The organism is Actinacidiphila polyblastidii (assembly GCF_036353415.1).
GTDB classification, from domain to species: domain Bacteria; phylum Actinomycetota; class Actinomycetes; order Streptomycetales; family Streptomycetaceae; genus Actinacidiphila; species Actinacidiphila polyblastidii.
Map to the genome: position 1 here is coordinate 1 of NZ_JAZEWV010000005.1, position 20,178 is coordinate 20,178.

Annotated in this window: 14 protein-coding genes; 2 read left to right on the top strand and 12 right to left on the bottom strand. The window is 73.7% G+C overall.

Annotated features, from left to right (window positions below; genetic code table 11):
- Nucleotides 1–64 precede the first annotated feature (64 nt).
- The 3 genes from V2S66_RS08410 to V2S66_RS08420 form a co-directional block, all read right to left on the bottom strand.
- Nucleotides 65–4,519 (bottom strand): Rne/Rng family ribonuclease, encoded by a 4,455-nt coding sequence (locus V2S66_RS08410; protein ID WP_330793923.1) that lies wholly within the window; start codon nucleotides 4,517–4,519, stop codon nucleotides 65–67.
- Nucleotides 4,520–4,735: 216 nt separating this feature from the next.
- The gene (locus V2S66_RS08415) at nucleotides 4,736–5,506 is read right to left on the bottom strand and encodes a TIGR03936 family radical SAM-associated protein (protein WP_330793924.1); all 771 of its coding nucleotides are present in this window, start codon (nucleotides 5,504–5,506) and stop codon (nucleotides 4,736–4,738) included.
- A gap of 338 nt (nucleotides 5,507–5,844) precedes the next feature.
- Entirely contained in the window at nucleotides 5,845–7,299 is a 1,455-nt protein-coding gene (locus tag V2S66_RS08420; RefSeq protein ID WP_330793925.1) for an APC family permease, read from the bottom strand.
- Between the two features lie 100 nt (nucleotides 7,300–7,399).
- Between V2S66_RS08420 and V2S66_RS08425 the strand changes: the two genes are divergently transcribed.
- Nucleotides 7,400–8,569, top strand: a complete 1,170-nt coding sequence (locus tag V2S66_RS08425) for an ROK family transcriptional regulator (RefSeq protein ID WP_330793926.1) — start codon at nucleotides 7,400–7,402, stop codon at nucleotides 8,567–8,569.
- Between the two features lie 20 nt (nucleotides 8,570–8,589).
- Here V2S66_RS08425 and V2S66_RS08430 read toward each other — a convergent pair whose 3' ends face one another.
- Entirely contained in the window at nucleotides 8,590–9,015 is a 426-nt protein-coding gene (locus V2S66_RS08430; protein WP_330793927.1) for a hypothetical protein, read from the bottom strand.
- 143 nt (nucleotides 9,016–9,158) lie between these two features.
- On the opposite strand from V2S66_RS08430, the gene V2S66_RS08435 reads away from it, so the two are divergent.
- Nucleotides 9,159–9,419, top strand: coding sequence for a hypothetical protein (locus V2S66_RS08435; RefSeq protein WP_330793928.1), 261 nt, complete (start codon nucleotides 9,159–9,161; stop codon nucleotides 9,417–9,419).
- Nucleotides 9,420–9,455: 36 nt separating this feature from the next.
- On the opposite strand, the gene V2S66_RS08440 is transcribed toward V2S66_RS08435, so the two are convergent.
- From V2S66_RS08440 to V2S66_RS08475, 8 genes are all read right to left on the bottom strand, one after another.
- Nucleotides 9,456–10,004: a GNAT family N-acetyltransferase gene (locus V2S66_RS08440; protein ID WP_330793929.1), complete on the bottom strand. Its 549-nt coding sequence runs from the start codon at nucleotides 10,002–10,004 to the stop codon at nucleotides 9,456–9,458.
- 85 nt (nucleotides 10,005–10,089) lie between these two features.
- Entirely contained in the window at nucleotides 10,090–12,042 is a 1,953-nt protein-coding gene (locus V2S66_RS08445; protein ID WP_330793930.1) for a TIGR03960 family B12-binding radical SAM protein, read from the bottom strand.
- 102 nt (nucleotides 12,043–12,144) lie between these two features.
- Nucleotides 12,145–13,695 (bottom strand): CYTH and CHAD domain-containing protein, encoded by a 1,551-nt coding sequence (locus V2S66_RS08450; RefSeq protein ID WP_330793931.1) that lies wholly within the window; start codon nucleotides 13,693–13,695, stop codon nucleotides 12,145–12,147.
- Between the two features lie 99 nt (nucleotides 13,696–13,794).
- The gene (gene rodA, locus V2S66_RS08455; protein WP_330793933.1) at nucleotides 13,795–14,991 is read right to left on the bottom strand and encodes a rod shape-determining protein RodA; all 1,197 of its coding nucleotides are present in this window, start codon (nucleotides 14,989–14,991) and stop codon (nucleotides 13,795–13,797) included.
- On the bottom strand, nucleotides 14,988–17,225 hold the full coding sequence (mrdA, locus tag V2S66_RS08460; RefSeq protein ID WP_330793934.1) for a penicillin-binding protein 2: 2,238 nt from the start codon (nucleotides 17,223–17,225) through the stop codon (nucleotides 14,988–14,990). Before mrdA ends, rodA begins: the two co-directional genes overlap by 4 nt.
- The gene (gene mreD, locus V2S66_RS08465; protein ID WP_330793935.1) at nucleotides 17,222–17,887 is read right to left on the bottom strand and encodes a rod shape-determining protein MreD; all 666 of its coding nucleotides are present in this window, start codon (nucleotides 17,885–17,887) and stop codon (nucleotides 17,222–17,224) included. The genes mrdA and mreD overlap by 4 nt, the downstream gene beginning before the upstream one ends.
- A gap of 3 nt (nucleotides 17,888–17,890) precedes the next feature.
- Nucleotides 17,891–19,000, bottom strand: a complete 1,110-nt coding sequence (gene mreC / locus V2S66_RS08470; RefSeq protein ID WP_330793936.1) for a rod shape-determining protein MreC — start codon at nucleotides 18,998–19,000, stop codon at nucleotides 17,891–17,893.
- Nucleotides 19,001–19,104: 104 nt separating this feature from the next.
- Nucleotides 19,105–20,130: a rod shape-determining protein gene (locus V2S66_RS08475; RefSeq protein ID WP_330794160.1), complete on the bottom strand. Its 1,026-nt coding sequence runs from the start codon at nucleotides 20,128–20,130 to the stop codon at nucleotides 19,105–19,107.
- Between the last annotated feature and the right edge of the window lie 48 nt (nucleotides 20,131–20,178).

A 20,178-nucleotide genomic window follows, 5' to 3' on the forward strand; every position in this document is an offset into this window, starting at 1 on the left:
GCCCCCGGGGGGGCCGGGCCGGGGGGGGGGCCCCCCGGGGGGGGGCCCCCCGCCCCTGAGGGAACTACTCGGCCGAGGTGGCGGCCTTCTTCGTGGCGGGCTTCTTCGCCGTCGTCTTCTTGGCGGCGGCCGCCTTCTTCGTCGCGGCCTTCTTGGCCGTCTTCTTGGCGGCGGCCTTGCGCGGCGCACGCTTCTTCGGCTCGGCGGCGTCGTCGCCGGGCACCGCACCGGACTCGGCGCCGGCCGGCGCGGACTCCTCCGCGGCGGCAGAGGTGGCGACGACCACCACGGCGGCGTCCTCGCCCCCGCCGGGCGAGCCCGCGGGAGCGGTCACCTTGCGGGTGGCCCGCCGCCGGGTCCGGGCCGGCGGCTCCGCCGACACCGCGGGCTCGGCCTCCACCGCGGCCGCCACGGCCGCCACGGCCTCCGCGGCGGCAGCCGGCTCGGCTGCGACCACCACGACCTCCGCGTCCTGCGACGCGGTCGGCGAACCCGCGGGCGCGGTGGCCTTGCGGGTGGCGCGGCGGCGCGTCCGGGCGGGCGGCTCGGCGGAGACCACCGGCTGCAGCTCCTGCAGGGCCGTCGGCTCCACGTCCGGCTCGCTCACCGGCACGACGACCACCGCGGGCTCGGGCTCGCGGCTCGCCGCGGCCGGCGCTCCGGCCGGCGCGGTCGCCTTGCGGGCGCCACGCCGACGGCCGCGTCCGCGACCGGAGTTGGCGGCGGCCTCGGCCTCGGCGGCGCTGCCGAACCACTCCTCCTCCGGATCGCCGACCGCCGGCACCAGGTCGGACTCGCCGACCTCGATCGGCTCCAGCTCGGGCAGCTCGTCGGCGTCCACACCGGCCTCGGCCGCCTCGGCGGCCTCCGTGCCGGACGGCTCCTCGTGCTCGTGCACGTGCTCGTGGGTGTGCTCGTGCTCCGCGCCCTCGGCGCCGGTCCCGCGACCGCCCCGGCGCTTGCGCTTGCCGCCGCCTCCGACGGTCGTGGCCTGGTCCATGTGGACGATCACGCCGCGGCCGTTGCAGTGCACGCAGGTCTCGGAGAAGGACTCCAGCAGTCCCTGGCCGACCCGCTTGCGGGTCATCTGGACCAGGCCCAGCGAGGTGACCTCGGCCACCTGGTGCTTGGTCCGGTCGCGGCCCAGGCACTCCAGCAGCCGGCGCATGACGAGGTCCCGGTTGGATTCGAGCACCATGTCGATGAAGTCGATCACGACGATGCCGCCGAGGTCCCGCAGCCGCAGCTGGCGGACGATCTCCTCGGCCGCCTCCAGGTTGTTGCGGGTGACCGTCTCCTCCAGGTTGCCGCCCTGGCCGGTGAACTTGCCGGTGTTGACGTCGACCACGACCATCGCCTCGGTCTTGTCGATCACCAGCGAACCGCCGGACGGCAGCCAGACCTTGCGGTCCAGCGCCTTCAGCAGCTGCTCGTCGATCCGGTAGGTCGCGAAGACGTCCACCTCGGAGGTCCAGCGCGAGAGCCGGTCGGCGAGGTCGGGCGCGACGTGGGTGACGTACTCGTGGATCGTCTGCCACGCGTCGTCGCCGCTGACGATGACCTTGGAGAAGTCCTCGTTGAAGATGTCCCGGACGACCCGGACGGTCATGTCCGGCTCGCCGTAGAGGAGGGTGGGCGCGTTGCCGCCACCGCCGCCGCTCTTGGCCTTCTTCTGGATGTCCTCCCACTGCGACTGCAGCCGGTCGACGTCGCGGCGCAGCTCGTCCTCGCTCGCGCCCTCCGCCGCGGTGCGCACGATGACGCCCGCGTCCTCGGGGACGATCTTCTTCAGGATCGACTTCAGCCGGGCCCGCTCGGTGTCGGGCAGCTTGCGGCTGATGCCGGTCATCGAGCCCTCGGGCACGTAGACCAGGTAGCGGCCGGGCAGCGAGACCTGGCTGGTGAGCCGGGCGCCCTTGTGGCCGATCGGGTCCTTGGTGACCTGGACCAGCACGGACTGGCCGGACTTCAGCGCGGACTCGATGCGGCGCGGGCCGCCGGACATGCCGAGCGACTCGAAGTTGACCTCGCCCGCGTACAGCACGGCGTTGCGGCCCTTGCCGATGTCGACGAACGCGGCCTCCATGGACGGCAGCACGTTCTGCACCTTGCCCAGGTACACGTTGCCGACGTAGCTGGTGGCCTGCTCCTTGTTGACGTAGTGCTCGACGAGGACGTTGTCCTCCAGCACGCCGATCTGGGTGCGGTCGCCGTTCTGCCGGACGACCATCACCCGCTCGACGGCCTCACGGCGGGCCAGGAACTCGGCCTCGGTGATGATCGGCACCCGGCGGCGGCCCTGCTCACGGCCCTCACGGCGGCGCTGCTTCTTCGCCTCCAGACGCGTCGAGCCCTTGATGGACTGCACCTCGTCGACGCCGGTGCCCTCGGACTTCGGGCGCGGCTCGCGGACCTTGACGACGGTGCGCTCGGGGTCGTCCACGGCGTTGCCGTCGTCGCCGCCCCCGTCGGAGCCGCGACGGCGGCGGCGACGGCGGCGACGGCTGCTGGTGCTGGAGCCGGCCGGGCCGTGCCCGTCCTCGGACTCCTCGCCCTCGTGGTCGTCGTGCTCGTCCTGCTCGTCGTGGTCGTCCTGCTCGTTGGGGTCGTCGGGGTCGTGCTCGTCAGAGCCGGACTCGTCGTGGTCGGCTGCGTCGCCCCGGCGACGGCGGCGGCCGCCGCGGCGGCGACGGCGCGAAGGACGGTCGTCGTCCGCGCCCTGCTCGTCCTGATCGTCCTCGGGCTCGGCTTCGGCGTCCTGCGGCTCGGCGGCCTCCGCCTCCGGCTCGTCGGCGATCGCGGCGGCGGCGGTCTGCTCGACCGGTCCCCCGCGGCGACGGCGGCGACGGCGCGGCGAGCGGTCCTCCTCGGCCTCCGCCTCGTCCTCGTCCTGCTCCTGGACGGGGACCTGCGCGGGGGCCGCGGCGGGCGCGCCGGGCTCGGGGGCCTGGAAGACCGGGGCCTGGAAGACGGCCACGGCGGGCCGGGTGGCGCGGCGCCGGCCACGGCCGGAGCGCGGCTCCTGCGCCTCGGGCTCGTCGGTGCGCACCTCCAGCCGTACGGAGGCGGCGGGCACGCCGAACGCCTCGGCGACCGCGGTGACGGCCTCCTCGGTCGCGTCCTCCAGCGTCTCGCCGTAGCCGCGGATCTCGTACGCGTCGTCGATCTCGACGCCCCAGCCGTCACCGTCGCGGAAGCCGCGGCCGGTGTACGCGCGGGCCTCGGGTGCGGCGCCCTTGGGCGCCGTGGTCTCGGGCGCGGCGGCCTCTGCGGCCGCCTCTTCCCTGGGCGCGAGCGATCCGGGGCGCAGGCGGCGCGAGCCGTCGCCCGCGGAGAAGGTCGCCGCGGGCGCGGCCTTGCGGCCACGGCCACCCCGGCGTCCCGCGCCGCTCTCGGGCGCGTCGGCGGCCCTGCGGCGGGAACGGGCGGGCGCGGCCTGAGGCGCCTGCGGTGCGGGAGCCGCCTCGGCGGCGGGCTGCGCGGCGGCCGGTACGGCCTGCGTCGGCTCGGCGGGCTCAGCGGCGGCGGGCGCACCGGCGGGGGCGGTCGCCTTACGGGTGGCGCGGCGGCGCGGCCTGGCGGGCGCACCGGACTCCGCGGACTCCTCAGCGACGGCAGTCTCCGCAACAGGCGCGGCCTCGGTGGCCGGAGCCGCGGCGGCCTGCGCGGGCTCGGCGGCGGCGGGCGCACCGGCCGGCTCGGTCGCCTTACGGGTCGCGCGGCGGCGGGCCGGCGCAGGCGCGGCCTGCGGCTCGTCCTGCACGGCCTCGGCGACGGTCTCCGCGGCGGCGGCCTGCGGCGTGTCCACGACGATCTCGGCGGGCTCGGCGGCGGCGGGCGCACCGGCGGGGGCGGTCGCCTTACGGGTGGCGCGGCGGCGCGGCCTGGCGGGCGCACCGGACTCCGCGGACTCCTCAGCGACGGCGGGCGCGGCCTCAGCCGGAGCGACCGGCTCGGCCAGGGTCTCGGGTGTGTGCGCGGCCTCGGCGGGCGCACCGGCCGGCGCGGTCGCCTTACGGGTGGCGCGGCGGCGCGGCCGGGCCGGCTCCGCGGACTCCGCGGACTCCTCAGCGGCGGCAGGCACCGCCTCGGCGGCGGGCACGGCCTCGGCGGCCGGCGCGGTGGCCTTGCGGGTGGCGCGGCGGCGGACCGGCGCGGCGGCGGGCTCGTCGCCCGTGGCGGCGACGGCAGGCGCGGCCTCGGCGGCCGGCGCGGGCTCGGCGGTCTTGCGGGTGGCGCGGCGGCGCTTGGGCGCCTCCTCGGCGCTCTCGCCGGTGTCCGCCGGTGCGGCGGCGGCCGGCGCGGGCTCCGCGGTCTTGCGGGTGGCGCGGCGGCGCTTCGGCGCCTCCTCGGCGCCCTCGCCGGCGTCCGCCGGTGCGGCGGCGCCTGTCTCGTCGGGGGCGCCCGCGGGGGATCCCGCCGGGCGGGACGCGGCGCGGCGACGGCGGCGCGGCGCGGCGGAGTCGTCCGCCGGGGTCGATGTGTCGGGCTGGGTGGTCGGATCGGTCTGGTCGGGCATTCGGGCAGTGCTCCCGTCATGCTCCCGGGCGCCGCGCCCTGTTCGGGGCCGGCAGCCGCTTGGATCGCGGGGCCGGCCTCCGGGGCGCGGGCGCCGCACGGGAGCTGCTGTGTCGCTCGCCGGCCCGCCCGCAGGGGGCCGGCGAAAGTCTCAAGTGGTCAGCGGCGCCGGCTCCGGGTGGCTCCCGGTGTCCTCGGCGTCGCGTCGACGCCATACCTAGGCGGTACCGGCAGGTACCGCCACGGCGTCGCGATCGGGCGCGAGCGGGTCGGTGACCGTGCCGGACTCCTCGTCGAGCGGCCCCTGCGCCAGCCTGGTCACCGCTGCGGGGACCGGCGGCGCGAGGTCAGCCACCGCATGGAGGCCGGACAGTACGTCGTCGGGCCGTACGGCAGGTGTCAGGTGCCGCACAACCAGGCGCAGTATCGCACAGGCGGCGTCCCGCGGCCCATCGGCACCCTGTTCCCGCGTCGGCGTGTCCTCGGCGGCCGCGCTCTCCTCGACCTCGAGTCGCGTCACCGCGGCCCGGCAGTCGAAGGTGCGGACGCCGTTCTTCGTGCCGCGCTGTACTTCCACGGCGTCCGCGGCGAGGAACGCCGCGACCGCCTGACGTGCTGTTTCCGGCTCGACGCCGTCGAGCCGGAGCTGCCACACCGACGCCTCAAGGCGCTCGGCCAGACCTGAGGTCCTGACCTCGACCGCGTCGACGACGTCCAGTCCGGCCGGCAGCGACTCGTCCAGCAGCAGCCGCAGCTCCTCCGGGTCCCGGTGCCGGGCGAGCGCGATCTCCAGGTACTCGGCCTCGCTGCCGACGCCGGTGGGTGCGGCGTTGGCGTACGACACCTTGGGGTGCGGGGTGAAGCCCGCCGAGTACGCCATGGGCACCTCGGCGCGGCGCAGCGCCCGCTCGAAGGCGCGCTGGAAGTCGCGGTGGCTGGTGAACCGGAGGCGGCCGCGCTTGGTGTAGCGCAGTCGGATGCGCTGCACCGTCGGTGCGGGCGGCGGGCCTTCGGGCTGTCGCTTGCCCAGTGTCGCTCAGTCCTTCGTACGGATGCGGGTGGCGATGCGCCACGGGCGGGGGCCGCCGGATGCGACCGTCCCGCCGCGGATACGTACACAAGGTTACGCCGCCGCGCGCGGGCCCGGCGCCGCCCGGTTCCCGGCCTGTGGACGGGCTCCCGGCCTGTGGACGGGACGAGCCGCGCCGCCCGCGCCGCCGGGGCGTCCCCGGGTGGCGCGGGCGGTGGCGGGTCGTGGGCGCCGTCCCGGGCCGTGGACGGCGTCGGACCGCGGGGATCTGGACCGCGGGGACGTCGGCGGGAACCTCAGACCGCGACCGGCTCCGCGTCCGGGTCGGCGCCCTCCAGGTACTCCTCGTCGATCTCCTTGGGGCCGAACGGCCACACCTTCTCGTAGCGCGACCACAGCACGAAGGCGACGCCGCCGAGCGCGACCCAGGCCAGCGACCACTCGATGGGGTGACGGCCGGGGGAGTTCTTGTCCGCGTAGCCGTAGATGACCAGCCAGCCGACCAGCGCGACCACCGCGGGCACCGGGTAGAGCCACATCCGGTAGGGGCGGCGCAGCCCCGGCTGGCGGCGGCGCAGCACGCCGACGGCGAGCACCTGGGCGAGCGCCTGCACGATGACCATGACGGTGGTGAGCAGCTGGATCAGCGTCTGCAGGTCGGTGTGCCGGCCGATCAGGAAGCCGGCCGCGGTGATCAGGCCCATGGTGGCCAGCCCCCACACCGGGAAGCGGTGCCGCTCGTGCAGCCTGCCGTAGGGGCGGAAGAACACCCGCTCGCGCGCGGCGTCGTAAGGCACCCGGGAGCCGCCGAGCAGCCCGGCGAAGACCGAGGCGAAGGCGGTGACGAGGATGAGCACGGTGACGGTGTCCGCGGCGCCCTTGCCCCAGGTCTTCTCCAGCACCGCCGAGGCGACCGAGGTCGAGGCGATGTCGTGCGGATCGGTCATCCGGTGCCAGTCGATGACGCCCAGCGTGCCGATCTGCAGCAGCAGGTAGATCGCCATGATCCCGACGATCGAGAAGACGATGGAGCGGGGCAGCACCCGGCCCGGCCGCTTGATCTCCGCGCCCATGTACGCGGTGGTGTTGTAGCCGAGGTAGTCGTAGATGCCGATGGTCAGGCCCGCCGCGAAGCCCGTCCAGAAGTGCCCGGTGGTGAGCGCGAAGGCGTGCGGCGGGTAGGTGAAGGCGAGGTGGCCGGAGAAGTGGGTGGCCGAGGCGGCGATCACCAGCAGCACCGAGACGATCATCACCGCCCACATCACCGCGGTCAGCCGCGCGATGTGCTCCACGCCCCGCCACAGCAGCGCGATCACCAGCACGATCACCGCCAGGCCGACCAGGTCGCCGGTGGTCCTGCCCATGTGCGGGGCGAGATAGCCGAGGTACTGCACGAAGCCGACCACGCCGGTGGACATGATCAGCGGGATGAAGAGCATGGCCGTCCACACGAACAGGAACGGCATCAGCCTGCCGGACCGGTACTGGAACGCCTGCCGCAGATAGACGTAGCTGCCGCCGGAGCCGGGCATCGCGGCGCCGAGTTCGGCCCACACCAGGCCGTCGGCCAGGGCGAGCAGCGCACCGGCGACGAAGCCGATGACGGCCTGCGGGCCGCCGAACGCGCCGACCATCAGCGGGATGGTGACGAAGGGACCGATGCCGCACATCTGGCTCATGTTGATGGCGGTGGCCTGGAACAGGCCGATGCGGCGGACGAAGCCGCCCTGGGGACGCGGGGTGCCGGACATGCGGTTCAAGTTAAGTTCCCTTACTAATACCGTCAAGGGTTCGGACCGACTCCGCGCGGGGCCCGCCCCGACCGTGCAGGGCATACGGGACAATGACCGGATGACCAGCAGCGAGGCCGGCTCGAACCAGCCCTGGAACCAGCAGCGACTGCGCAGTTCCAACGAGCGCCTGCTGCTGGAACGCCTGCGCGCCGCGCCCGCCTCCCGCGCCCAGCTCGCCCGCGAGACCGGCCTGTCCAAACCCACCGTGTCCAGCGCGCTGGCCTCCCTCGAAGCCGCGGGACTGGTCGTCGAGGCCGGCCACCACACCCCCGAGCGCGGCCGCGCCGCCGTCCTCTACACCCCCGACCCGTCAGCCGGCTACGCCCTCGGCATCGACATCGGCAGGACCTGGCTGCGCACCGCCCTCGCCGACCTCGACGGCACCATCGTGGCCCGCGCCGACGTCCGCAACCGGGCCCGCACCTCCGGCGCCATGGCCGACCTCGTGGTGGCCACCGCGCACGGCGTCGTCGCCGCATCCGGCGTCGACGCCGCCAAGGTCGTGCACGCCGTCGTCGGCACCCCCGGCGTCTACGACCCGCACGCCCGCCGCGTCCGCTACGCCCTGCACCTTCCCGGCTGGGGCCGCGCCGGACTCTTCGACCGCATGCGTGACGAACTCGGCGTGCCCCTCGCCGTCCACAACGACGCGAACCTCGCCGCCCTCGGCGAGCACACCTTCGGCATCGGCGCCGGCAGCAGGCTCTTCGTCTACGTGATGATCGGCACCGGCCTGGGCATGGGCATCGTCGCCGACGGCCGGCCCTTCACCGGCGCGAACGGCGCCGCCGGCGAGATCGGCTTCCTGCCCTGGTCGTGGTCGGGACGCGAACCCGACACCCTGGAGGACGCCGTCTCCGGCGTGGCCGTGGTCCGCGCCGCCCGCGCGCTCGGCATGACCGGGCCGCTCACCGCCAAGGCGGTCTTCGAGGCCGCCCGCGCCGGCACCCGGCCCGCCGTCGCCGCCGTCCGCCAGGAAGGCGAGCGGCTCGCCCACACCGTCGCCGCCGTCGCCGCCGTGCTCGACCCCGAACTCGTCGTGCTGGGCGGCGGCGTCGGCCACAGCGCCGACCTGCTGCTGGAGACCGTCGGCGACACCCTGCGGCGGCTCACCCCACTGCGGCCGAAGGTCGCCGCCAGCGCGCTCGGCGAGGACGCGGTGCTGCTCGGCGCCGTCGCCACGGCCCGCGGCGCCGCCCGCGACGTGGTGTTCGCCCGCCGGCCCTGACCGTACGCCGCTCCCCCGCGTCAGCCGCCGCAACCTCGGTCGGAGGCCACCGCGTCCGCGATCAGGCCCAGCCCGATGCCGACCATCCAGGAGTCCTTCGCCAGCGGGACACCGTCCTGCGTCGGCCAGACCGTCCCCGGCTCGCGCATCCCCGGCGTCCGCGCGTACAACCCGAGCAGCCCACCGGAGAACCCGGTCAGCGCCGCGCCCGCGACCAGCGTCGGGACCACGGGAGTCAGCAGCAGCGTGCCCACGGTGAGCTCACTGACCGCCAGCAGCCGCATGAACCGCCGCGGCTCCAGCTTCCCCAGAAACGGGTACGTGCCCGTCGCGAAACCGTGCAGACCCCGCGCCGTCTCCTCGTCGCCCTTCCACTTCTGCCACCCGGACCGCAGGATGAACGCCCCCGTCGCGGCCCTCGTCGGGACCTCCCGCAACTTCATCATCTCCGGCTCCTCACCGTGCGTCCGCAGGACCTCACTCCCGCCAGGATGCCCGCCGGCCCGGGTCCGGCCCACTCATGAGCCGCCGAACGCGTGCCCCGCCGCCCGCCCGAGCGCGTAGCATCCGCAGCAGGGGAGGGTGCGACATGGTGGCGGCCTGGGTGATGTTCGTCAGCGGATGCACGATCGCGGGACTGGGGGTACGGGCGCTCGCCGCGGGCGGCGACCGGCAACCGCGCACCCCGCTGCGGGGCGGGATCGGACGCGTCCTCATGGGAGCCGGGCTCGCGGCCGACGGCGTGCCCATGATCGCGGGGTGGTCCACCGCCGTCGGCGCCTCGGTCGCCGCCGCCGGACTGCTCGCCGTGCTCGTCGGAGCCGCTCTCCAACTGCGGCTCAGGACCTGACGCCCCCTGCCCCGGCCCCGGAGGACGCGTCCCGCGTCACACGGCCGGCGGACCCGAGGACCACACGCCGAACCACTGCTCGGCGCCGTACTCCTGGAACCGCTCCACCTCGGTGAACCCCAACTTCGCCGCGACCCGCAGCGAACGCGCGTTGGCGGTCTGGGTGCAGAGCACCACCGGCTCGCCGGGAAGCGCCCGCGCGAACCAGCCGAGCGCCGCCGCGCACGCCTCCCCCGCGTACCCCCGCCCCCACGCCCCGGGCAGGAACATGTAGCCCAGCTCGGCCTCCCCCGCGTCCGGTCGCACATGCCCGGGACGCTCCGCGCCGCGCCGATCGAGCGTGACCATGCCGATCATCGCCCCGTCGAGAGCGGTCACGAACAGCCCGGCCCGCCGCCCCGGCACCACCGGCATCGAGCGCTCCAGCTCCTCACGCGCCCGGGACCCGCCGATGAAGGCGCCCACCTCCGGCGAGGCGAACAACGCGATGAACGCCTCACGGTCCCCCGCCTCGGGCTCGCGCAGCACCAGCCGCTCGGTGCTGATCGGGGCGGGCGGCCAGGCGGGGGCTCCGAGCGCGGTCATGGCGCGCAAACTACCGCACCCGCCCGGCCCGCCGGCCCCCGCGGAGAGCCCCCCGACGGCCGCCCCCGGAACGCCGTGTGGGACTTCAGGAAGACGCGTCCGCGCCCGTCGCGGGAGCGGCGACCGACAGGGGCAGCAACTTGCGGCCGGTCGGGCCGATCTGAATATGCGTGTCGAGCTGCGGACACACCCCGCAGTCGAAGCACGGCGTCCACCGGCAGTCGTCGACCTCGGTCTCGTCGAGGGCGTCCTGCCAGTCGTCCCAGAGCCAGTCCTTGTCCAGGCCGGAGTCGAGGTGGTCCCAGGGCAGGACCTCCTCGACGGTGCGCTCGCGGGTGGTGTACCAGGCGAGGTCCAGGCCGGCGGCCGGGAGGGCGGTGTCGCAGGCGCGCATCCAGCGGTCGTAGGAGAAGTGCTCGCGCCAGCCGTCGAAGCGGCCGCCGTCCTCGTAGACGGCGCGGATGACGGCGGCGACGCGGCGGTCGCCGCGGGACAGCAGGCCCTCGATGATGCCGGGCTTGCCGTCGTGGTAGCGGAAGCCGATGTTGCGGGCGTACTTGCGGTCGCTGCGGATGGCGTCGCGGAGCTTCTCCAGGCGGGCGTCGGTCTCGGCGACGCCGAGTTGCGGGGCCCACTGGAAGGGGGTGTGCGGCTTGGGGACGAAGCCGCCGATGGAGACGGTGCAGCGGATGTCGTTCTGCCCGGTGACCTCGCGGCCCTTCTGGATGACCCGCTTGGCCATCTCCGCGATCTGCAGGACGTCCTCGTCGGTCTCGGTGGGCAGGCCGCACATGAAGTACAGCTTGACCTGGCGCCAGCCGTTGCCGTAGGCGGTGGCGACGGTACGGATCAGGTCCTCTTCGGAGACCATCTTGTTGATGACCTTGCGGATGCGCTCGGAGCCGCCTTCGGGGGCGAAGGTCAGGCCGGAGCGGCGGCCGTTGCGGGTCAGCTCGTTGGCGAGGTCGATGTTGAAGGCGTCGACGCGGGTGGAGGGCAGCGACAGGCCGATCTTGTCCTCCTCGTAGCGGTCGGCGAGGCCCTTGGCGACGTCCGCGATCTCGGTGTGGTCGGCGGAGGACAGCGAGAGCAGGCCGACCTCTTCGAAGCCGGTGGCCTTCAGGCCCTTCTCGACCATCTCGCCGATGCCGGTGATGGAGCGCTCGCGGACCGGGCGGGTGATCATGCCGGCCTGGCAGAAGCGGCAGCCGCGGGTGCAGCCGCGGAAGATCTCCACCGACATGCGCTCGTGCACGGTCTCGGCGAGCGGGACGAGCGGCTGCTTGGGGTAGGGCCACTCGTCGAGGTCCATGACGGTGTGCTTGGAGACGCGCCACGGGACGCCGGAGCGGTTGGGGACGACGCGGGCGATGCGGCCGTCGGGCAGGTACTCCACGTCGTAGAAGCGCGGTACGTACACGCCGCCGGTCCTGGCCAGCCGCAGCAGCACCTCGTCGCGGCCGCCGGGGCGGCCCTCGGCCTTCCAGGCGCGGACGACCTCGGTGATCTCCAGGACGGCCTGCTCGCCGTCGCCGATGACCGCGGCGTCCAGGAACTCGGCGATCGGCTCGGGGTTGAAGGCGGCGTGGCCGCCGGCCAGCACGATCGGGTCGTCGAGGCCGCGGTCGGCGGCGGCCAGCGGGATGCCGGCCAGGTCGAGGGCGGTGAGCATGTTGGTGTAGCCGAGCTCGGTGGAGAAGCTCAGGCCGAACACGTCGAAGGCGCGGACCGGGCGGTGGGCGTCCACGGTGAACTGGGGCACGCCGTGTTCGCGCATCAGCGCCTCAAGGTCGGGCCAGACGCTGTAGGTGCGTTCGGCGAGGACGCCGTCACGCTCGTTGAGCACCTCGTAGAGGATCATGACGCCCTGGTTGGGCAGGCCCACCTCGTAGGCGTCGGGGTACATCAGCGCCCAGCGGACCTCGGCGCTGTCCCAGTCCTTGACGGTGGAGTTCAGTTCTCCTCCGACGTACTGGATGGGCTTCTGGACGTGCGGGAGAAGCGCTTCCAGGCGAGGGAAGACCGACTCGACAGGCATCTCGGCGACTTTCATCAGCGGGTGCGGGCGCGGGCCCGGTGCGGGCCGCGGTGGTGATGACGACCCTCAACGGTACCGGAGTCGCGCGGTGGGTCCGGCGCCTCACAGCGGGTGGTCGGCGGACCGCCAGAGGTCGGGCAGCGCTGCTTCGGTGTCGGCGGCGGTCCGGCGTTCGCGGTCGATGATCGCGTCGTAGGGCGCGGGGTCCTCGCCGGCGGCGAGCGCGGCGGTCCGGACGGCGGCGACGGCGGTGCGGCACATCACGGCGTCCTGGTGCTCGCCGAGGAGTTGCTGGACGCTCTTCATCCGGCCGGTGTGGGCGGCGGCGCGCGGGCCGAGGACGGTCTCGGCGGCTTCGCCGGAGTAGCGGGCGCGTTTGGCGTCCTTGCGGGCCTCGTGCAGGGCCGTGTCGCGGGTGTCGCCGGGGGGCAGCGCGAGGGCGGCCTCGACGGCGTGGCGCAGCCGGGTGTGGTCGCGCCGGACGGTCGCTTCGGCGGCGCGGGGGGCGGGGGCGGTGGCCCGCGGGGTGTACGGGGGGTGGGCGAGGAGCGCTTCCAGGGCGTCGAGGAGGGCGAAGTAGCGGGCGTCGTCGAGTTCGGGGGGCGCGCCCGCGGTGTGCGGCGGTCCGGCGGTGGCGGTGCCGCCGGTGGCGGCGGTGAGGCGGCGTCGTGCGGCTTCCTGGGCGGCGGTTCCCGCCGTCCCGGCCGTCCCGGCGCCTTCGGGGCGGGGGATCTCGGCGAGGCGGCGGGCGAGGCGTTCGGCGAGGACCTCGCGGTCGCGTTCGGCGCCGAGTGCGGCGGCGAGCCACTTCAGCTCCGCGCCCAGCGGTGCGGTGGCGGCGCGGTCCAGTTCCGCACGGAAGCTCTTGAGGGCGCTGCGGGCGCGGCGGGTGGCGACGCGCATCCGGTGCACGGCGTCCTCCTCGGTGCGGCGCACGGCGGGGTCGAGGTCGAGGATCGCGGTGTACTGCGCGTGCAGGTACGCGGTGGCGGTCTCTCCCGCGGTCCGCACCGGGTCGGGGCCGCGGGGCGCGGGGACCAGCCGGGCGCCGAGCGCGCGGGCGAGTTTGGAGCCGGAGCCGGAGCGGCGGGCACCCGCGGCGAGCAGGCGTTCCTCGACGGCGTCCAGCAGCCGCGGTGCGCCGTGGCCGAGTTCGACCTCGATCTCGGCCCAGGCGGCGCCGCCGGGCTCGGCGACGACCTCGTCGTAGGCGATCTCGGCGAGGGTGCGGCCTGCGGCGTCCAGCAGCAGCACCCGGCGGCGGGTGGTGCGCAGTCTGACGACGGGCTCCAGCGGGCGGCCGCGGACCAGTGCGGCGATCTCGGTGCGCAGTTCGTCCGGCGGCCCGCCGCCGGGCCGCCCGAGCGGCGCGTGCACCTCGGTGCGGGTGTCGGCGTTCGCGGCGGCGCCGGCGCCGAACCCGCCGGCGGGGAGTTTCAGGTGCCAGCCCTCGTCGTCCCCGCCGGTGCGGCGGCGCAGGGTCACCCGGTGCGCGGCGAGGGTGAGGCGCGGCGTGTCGTGGTAGAGGGCGTCCAGCCGTACGGGGTCCAGGTCGCGGGTGCGGGCGGCCAGCCCGTCGAGGTCGGGGCGGACGCTGCCCTGACCGTGCCCGGCCTCGTACTTCCGCTCGGTCTCGCTGAAGCGTCGGCCCATGCTGGGACGGTAACCCGGGTCGGTGCGGGGGGCAATGATCCGGGCCGGACCGGTCACGGCCGCCCTGCCGACCGGGCCGCTGAGGCGGACCTGAGCGGCTCAGGCGGACATGGGGCGCTGCATCTTCACGGACTGCAGCATCCCTATGGCGATGCAGTTGGCGAACATCGACGATCCGCCGTAGGAGACGAACGGCAACGGGATGCCGGTGACCGGCATGATGCCGAGCGTCATGCCGATGTTCTCGAAGGACTGGAAGGCGAACCAGGCGACGATCCCGGCGGCGACGATCGTGCCGTAGAGGTCGGTGGCGTTGCGGGCGATGGCGCAGGCGCGCCACAGGATGACGCCGATCAGCACGATGATCAGGAGCGCGCCGACGAAGCCCAGCTCCTCGCCGGCCACCGAGAAGACGAAGTCGGTCTGCTGCTCGGGCACGAACTGGCCGGTGGTCTGGCTGCCGTGGAAGAGGCCCTTGCCGAGCAGCCCGCCGGAGCCGATGGCGATCCGGGCCTGGCTGGTGTTGTAGCCGACGCCGGAGGGGTCGAGGGCGGGGTTGGCGAAGGCGGCGAACCGGTCGATCTGGTACTTGTCGAGGATGCCGAGCTGCCAGACCAGCAGCGAGCCGACGACGCCCGCGCCGATCAGGCCGAACACCCAGCGGTTGGACGCGCCGGAGGCGAGCAGCACGCCGAGGATGATGACGCCGAGCACCATGATCGAGCCGAGGTCGGGCATCAGCATGATGATCAGCACCGGCGGCACCGCCAGGCCGATCGCCTGGAGGACGGTGCGGTGGTCCGGGTGCGCCTTGTCGCCGGCGTCGACCCGCGCGGACAGCACCATGGCCATGCCGATGATCAGCGCGACCTTGACGAACTCCGACGGCTGGATCGAGAAGCCGCCGCCGATCACGATCCAGGCGTGGGCGCCGTTGACGGTGGAGCCGAGCGGGCTGAGCACGGCGAGGATGCCGAGGATCGACAGGGCGTAGAGGAACGGCACGATCGTGCGCATCCTGCGGTGCCCTATGGCGACCGCGCCGGCGGCCAGGCCGAACCCGATGCCGGCGTTCATCAGGTGCCGGATCAGGAAGTAGTACTGGTCGCCGTGGGTGAGGTTGGTGCGGTTGCGGGTGGCGGAGTAGACGAGCATGGTGCCGAGGCCGCACAGCAGCAGGGTGGCGAAGAGCAGCAGCCAGTCCATCCGGCGGGCCACCGAGTCGCGGGCGAAGAGCTTGCCGAGGGTGGACTTCTCCGGGGAGAAGCGCCGGACGGAGTAGGTGTGGGCGCTCATGCCGTGTACTTCCTGCCGTACATCAGCCGGCCGGTGCGGGTCGGGGTGAGGGCGGCGAGCACCGGGCCGTCGAAGCCCGCGGTGCGCGGGGAGTCCGGCAGCTGGAGCACGCCGGGCGCGGGCAGCGACGCGGAGGTGTGCTCGACGGCGCCGTCCGCGGAGATCTTCGGCAGCGCGGTGACCGGCCGGGGCATGATGCCCTTGCGCGGATCGATGGTCGCGCTGTCCTTCTTGATGCCGTACATCGCCTCGTAGATCCGCCGGACCGCCTCACCGGAGCCGCCGGAGCCGGTGCCGCCCTGGGAGATCGTCATGACGATCGTGTAGTCCTTGGTGTACGTGTCGAACCAGGACGTGGTCTGCTTGCCCTCGACCTCGGCGGTACCGGTCTTGGCGTGCAGCGCGATCTTGTTCTGCGGCCAGCCGCCGAACTTCCAGTCGGCGGTGCCCTCGGTGACCACGCCGGCCAGCGCCTTGTCGATGTACTTCAGGGTGGTCCTGGTGTCCGGCAGCTTCCCCGCGACCTTGGGCTTGATGGGCGTGACGGTCCTGCCGTCGGCGCTTATCACGGCCTTGCCGACGGTCGGCTGGTAGAGCGTGCCGCCGTTGGCGAGGGCGGCGTAGATCCGGGCCATCTGCACCGGGGTGACCAGCGTGTCGCCCTGCCCGATCGCGTAGTTGACCGAGTCACCGGCGCGCACCACGTAGCCGTCGGGGCAGTTCTCGATGGCGATCTGGGTGTCGAGGTCGGGGTCCGTGTCGTTCTTGTGGGCCTTGGCGGTACGGCACCAGTAGCCCTTCATCTGGTCGTAGTAGTCCTGCTTCCACTTGCGGTCCGGCACCCGGCCGGTGACCTCGCCGGGCAGGTCCACGCCGGTCTTCGCGCCGAGGCCGAACTGGTGGGCGGTCTTGAAGAAGAAGTCCCTGGGGTGCTTGGGGTCGGTGCCGCCGTCCTTCTTCCACTCGTTGTAGGCGATGCCGTAGAAGACGGTGTCGCAGGAGACCTCCAGCGCGCGGCCCAGCGAGATGTCGCCGAAGCTCTCGTTCTCGAAGTTCTTGAAGACGCGGTTGCCGATGGTCATCGACGAGGTGCAGGGGTAGCCGCCGTCCTCCGGGTAGCCGGCGTTGATCGCGGCCGAGGTGGAGATCACCTTGAAGGTCGAGCCCGGCGCGGACTGGCCCTGGATGGCCCGGTTCAGCAGCGGGTAGTCGGACTTCTTGTCGGTGAGCGCGGCGTAGTCCTTGGCGGAGATGCCGCCGACCCACTCGTTGGGGTCGTAGCTGGGCAGGCTCGCCATGGCGATGATCTGGCCGGTGCGGTTGTCCATGACGACCGCGGCGCCCGAGTCCGCCTTGTAGTTCTCGTGGCTGACCGTGTCGTACGTCTTGCGGGCGGCCACCATCGCGTCGTTGAGCTCCTTCTCGGTCACCGCCTGGACGCGGGCGTCGATGCTGGTGACGAGGTCGCTGCCGGGCTGCGCGGGGGTGTCGCCGGCCTGGCCGATGACCCGGCCGAGGTTGTCGACCTCGTAGCGGGTGACGCCGGCCTTGCCGCGCAGTTGCTCGTCGTACACGCTCTCCAGGCCGGAGCGGCCGATCTGGTCGGCGCGCAGCAGCGGGGTGTCGGTCTTCTCGGAGGCGGCGACCTCGTCGTCGGTGACCGGGCCGAGGTAGCCGAGCACCTGCGCGGAGTTCGACTTGTACGGTCCCGCGTAGCGGCGCACCGCGGTGGGCTCCGCGGTGATGCCGGGGAAGTCCTCCCGGCGCTCCATGATCTGGAGCGCCTGCTGGGTGGTGGCGCTGTCGGTGATCGGGATCGGCTGGTAAGGCGAACCGTTCCAGCAGGGCTTGGGCGTCTGGGAGTCGCAGAGCCGGACCTTGTCCAGGACCTCCTGCGGCTTCATGCCGAGCACCCCGGCCAGCCGGGTCAGCACGGCCTTGCCGTCGTCGGCCTGCTTGAGCAGGTCGGTGCGGCTGGCGGAGACCACCAGGCGGGTCTCGTTGTCGGCGAGCGGCACGCCGCGGTCGTCGAGGATCGCGCCGCGCACCGCGGGCGTGACGACCTGCTGGATGTGGTTGTTCGCGGCCTTCTGGTCGTACTCCTGGCCGTTGCGGATCTGGAGGTACCACAGCCGCCCGCCGAGGGTGAGCAGCAGCGAGACCACCAGGACCTGGAGGATGACGAGCCGGATGGTGACCCGAGTGGTCCTGCCGGTCTCCGGGATGTTGCTCAACGCCGTGCCCCCCTGGGCATCGTCACCAGCTTGCCGGCGCGGCCGAACATGCCGCGCTGCGGAGCCATGCCGCCGCGGCTGCCGCGCGCCCGGCCGCCGCCGAGGCGTCCGCCGCCGATCCGGCCGCCGTAGCCGCCGGCGGTGTCCTCGGTGAGCGGGTCGCGGTCGAATCTGCGGGCCAGCGCCATCACCAGCGGCACCACGAACGGCGCGAGCAGCAGGTCGTAGAGCGCCGCGGTGAAGACCAGCTTGGCCAGTCCCACATGGGCGCCCGCGGTGTCGCCGACGAGGCTGCCCACGCCGGCGTAGAGCAGTGTGGTGCCGATGGCGGCGCCGATGACGACCATCATCGGCCCGGCGGCGGTGCGCAGTTGGCCGGTCTCGGGCTTGGCGAGGCCGGCGGCGTAGCCGATCACCGAGAGCACCAGGGCGTAGCGGCCCACCGCGTGGTCGGCGGGCGGTGCGACGTCGGCGAGCAGGCCGGCGAAGAAGCCGACGAGGCAGCCGCCGACGTGGCCGTAGGTGAGGGCCAGTCCGAGCACGGTGAGCAGCAGCAGGTCGGGGACGGCCCCCGGCAGATGCAGCCGGGCCAGCACGCTGACCTGGGCGACCATGGCGATGACCACCAAGACGGTGGAGAGCACGATCCGGTTGAGGCGCATGGGTCAGCCCCCGCTGTTCGTCGGGGTGGGTTCGAGGCCCGGGGTGTCCTGCGCGCCGGGACTCGCTTCGTCCTGCGGGGTGGAGGCGCCGTCCCCGGTGAGGGTCTGGCCGCCGTCCTGGGTGCTCTGGGTGTTCTGGGTGTTCGGGCTGTCCTGCGTTCCCGGGCTGCTCTGCGTTCCCGGGCTGCTCTGCGTCCCCGGGCTGTGCGGGCCGCTCGGGGTGGTCTTCGGGGTGGGCCGGGGCGACGGGGTGGGCCGGGTCGGCAGCACGCTGTCGCGCGGGTCGCTGCGCGGCCCGACCACGACGACGCCGACGACGTCCAGCCGGCTGAAGCCGACGAACGGCTGCACCTGGATGGTCTTGGTGAGGTTGCCCGCCGACGGCGAGATCCCGATGACCTTGCCGACCGGGACGCCGGGCACGAACGGCTTGCCCGCCTGCGACCCGAAGGTGACCAGGCGGTCGCCGTCGCGCACGTCGGCCTTGCCGTTGAGGAGCTGGACCTGCATCGGCCGGTCGCCCTGGCCGGTCGCGAAGCCCAGCTCCATCGAACCCTCCAGGCGGGTGCCGACGGTGAAGTCCGGGTCGTTGGCGAGCAGCACCGTGGAGGTGGAGGGGCCGACGGTGGTGACCCGGCCGACCAGGCCGTCGCCGTTGATGACGGTCATGTCGCGGGTGATGCCGTCGTGGCTGCCCGCGTCGATGGTGACCGTCCAGGAGAAGCCCTGGGCCGCTCCTATGGCGATGACCTGGGCGCCCTTGATGGTGTACTGCCCGGCGCCGGCGGTCTTCAGCAGCTTGTCGAGCTCCCGCGCGCGGTTGCGGGTGATGTCCTTGCTGCCGAGCTGCTCCTTGAGCGCCTCGTTCTCGCGCCGCAGCCGGTTGATGGTGCTGCTGCGGCCGTTCGAGTCGCGCACCGCGTCTATGGCGTTGCCCACCGGGTCGACGGCTCCGGCCACCGAGTTCTCCACCGGCCCGAAGACGGACTGCGCCGCCTGCCGGGGCCGGTCGAGCGGTGAGTTCTCGCCGCCTCGGATGTCCACGGTGATCAGCGCGAACGCCACCACCACCAGCAGCACCAGCAGCAGCCGGCTCTCCTTTGTGTCCCTCACGGGCGCCAGTCCGTGCCTTCCCTGTCGGACCCGCCGCCGCTGAGGGGCCGCAGCCGGTCGGAACTACTGTGCGGGGTAATGCCGGTGCCGCCGTGCGCGGCGGGTCATCTGCGGGGAGCGGCGTCGAGGACCTGCTGGAGCGCCTCGAACTCCTCGACGCACTTGCCGGCGCCCAGGGCGACACAGTCCAGCGGGGACTCCGCGATGTGGATCGGCATGCCCGTCTCGTGCTTGAGCCGGTCGTCCAGGCCGCGCAGCAGCGCGCCGCCGCCGGCCAGCACGATGCCGCGGTCCATGATGTCGCCGGACAGCTCCGGCGGGCACTTGTCGAGGGTCGTCTTGACCGCGTCGACGATCGCGTTGACCGGTTCCTCGATGGCCTTGCGGACCTCGCCCGCGGAGATGACCACGGTCTTGGGGAGCCCGCTGACCAGGTCGCGGCCGCGGATCTCGGTGTGCTCCTCCTGCTCCGGCTTGGGGTCGAAGGCGGAGCCGATGGTGAGCTTGATCTGCTCGGCGGTCCGCTCCCCCAGCAGGAGGCTGTACTCCTTCTTGATGTGCTGGATGATCGCGTTGTCCAGCTCGTCGCCGGCGACCCGGATGGACTGCGCGGTGACGATGCCGCCGAGGCTGATCACCGCGACCTCGGTGGTGCCGCCGCCGATGTCCACCACCATGTTGCCGGTGGCCTCGTGCACGGGGAGCCCGGCGCCGATCGCGGCGGCCATCGGCTCCTCGATGATGTGCACGGTACGGGCGCCGGCCTGCGTCGCGGCCTCGATGACGGCGCGGCGCTCCACTCCGGTGATGCCGGAGGGCACGCAGATCACCACGCGCGGGCGGACCATGTAGCGGCGGCGGTGGATCTTGAGGATGAAGTAGCGCAGCATGCGCTCGGTGATCTCGAAGTCGGCGATGACGCCGTCCTTCAGGGGGCGCACCGCGACGATGTTGCCGGGTGTGCGGCCGATCATCTTCTTGGCCTCGGAGCCGACCGCGAGGATGCCCCCGGTGTTGGTGTTGACCGCGACGACCGACGGCTCGTTCAGGACGATCCCGCGGCCCCTGACGTACACCAGCGTGTTGGCCGTCCCGAGGTCGACAGCCATGTCACGGCCGATGAACGACATGTTGTTCGCCATGTGGATACGTCTGGCCTTCCCGAGCGTGGGCGGAGG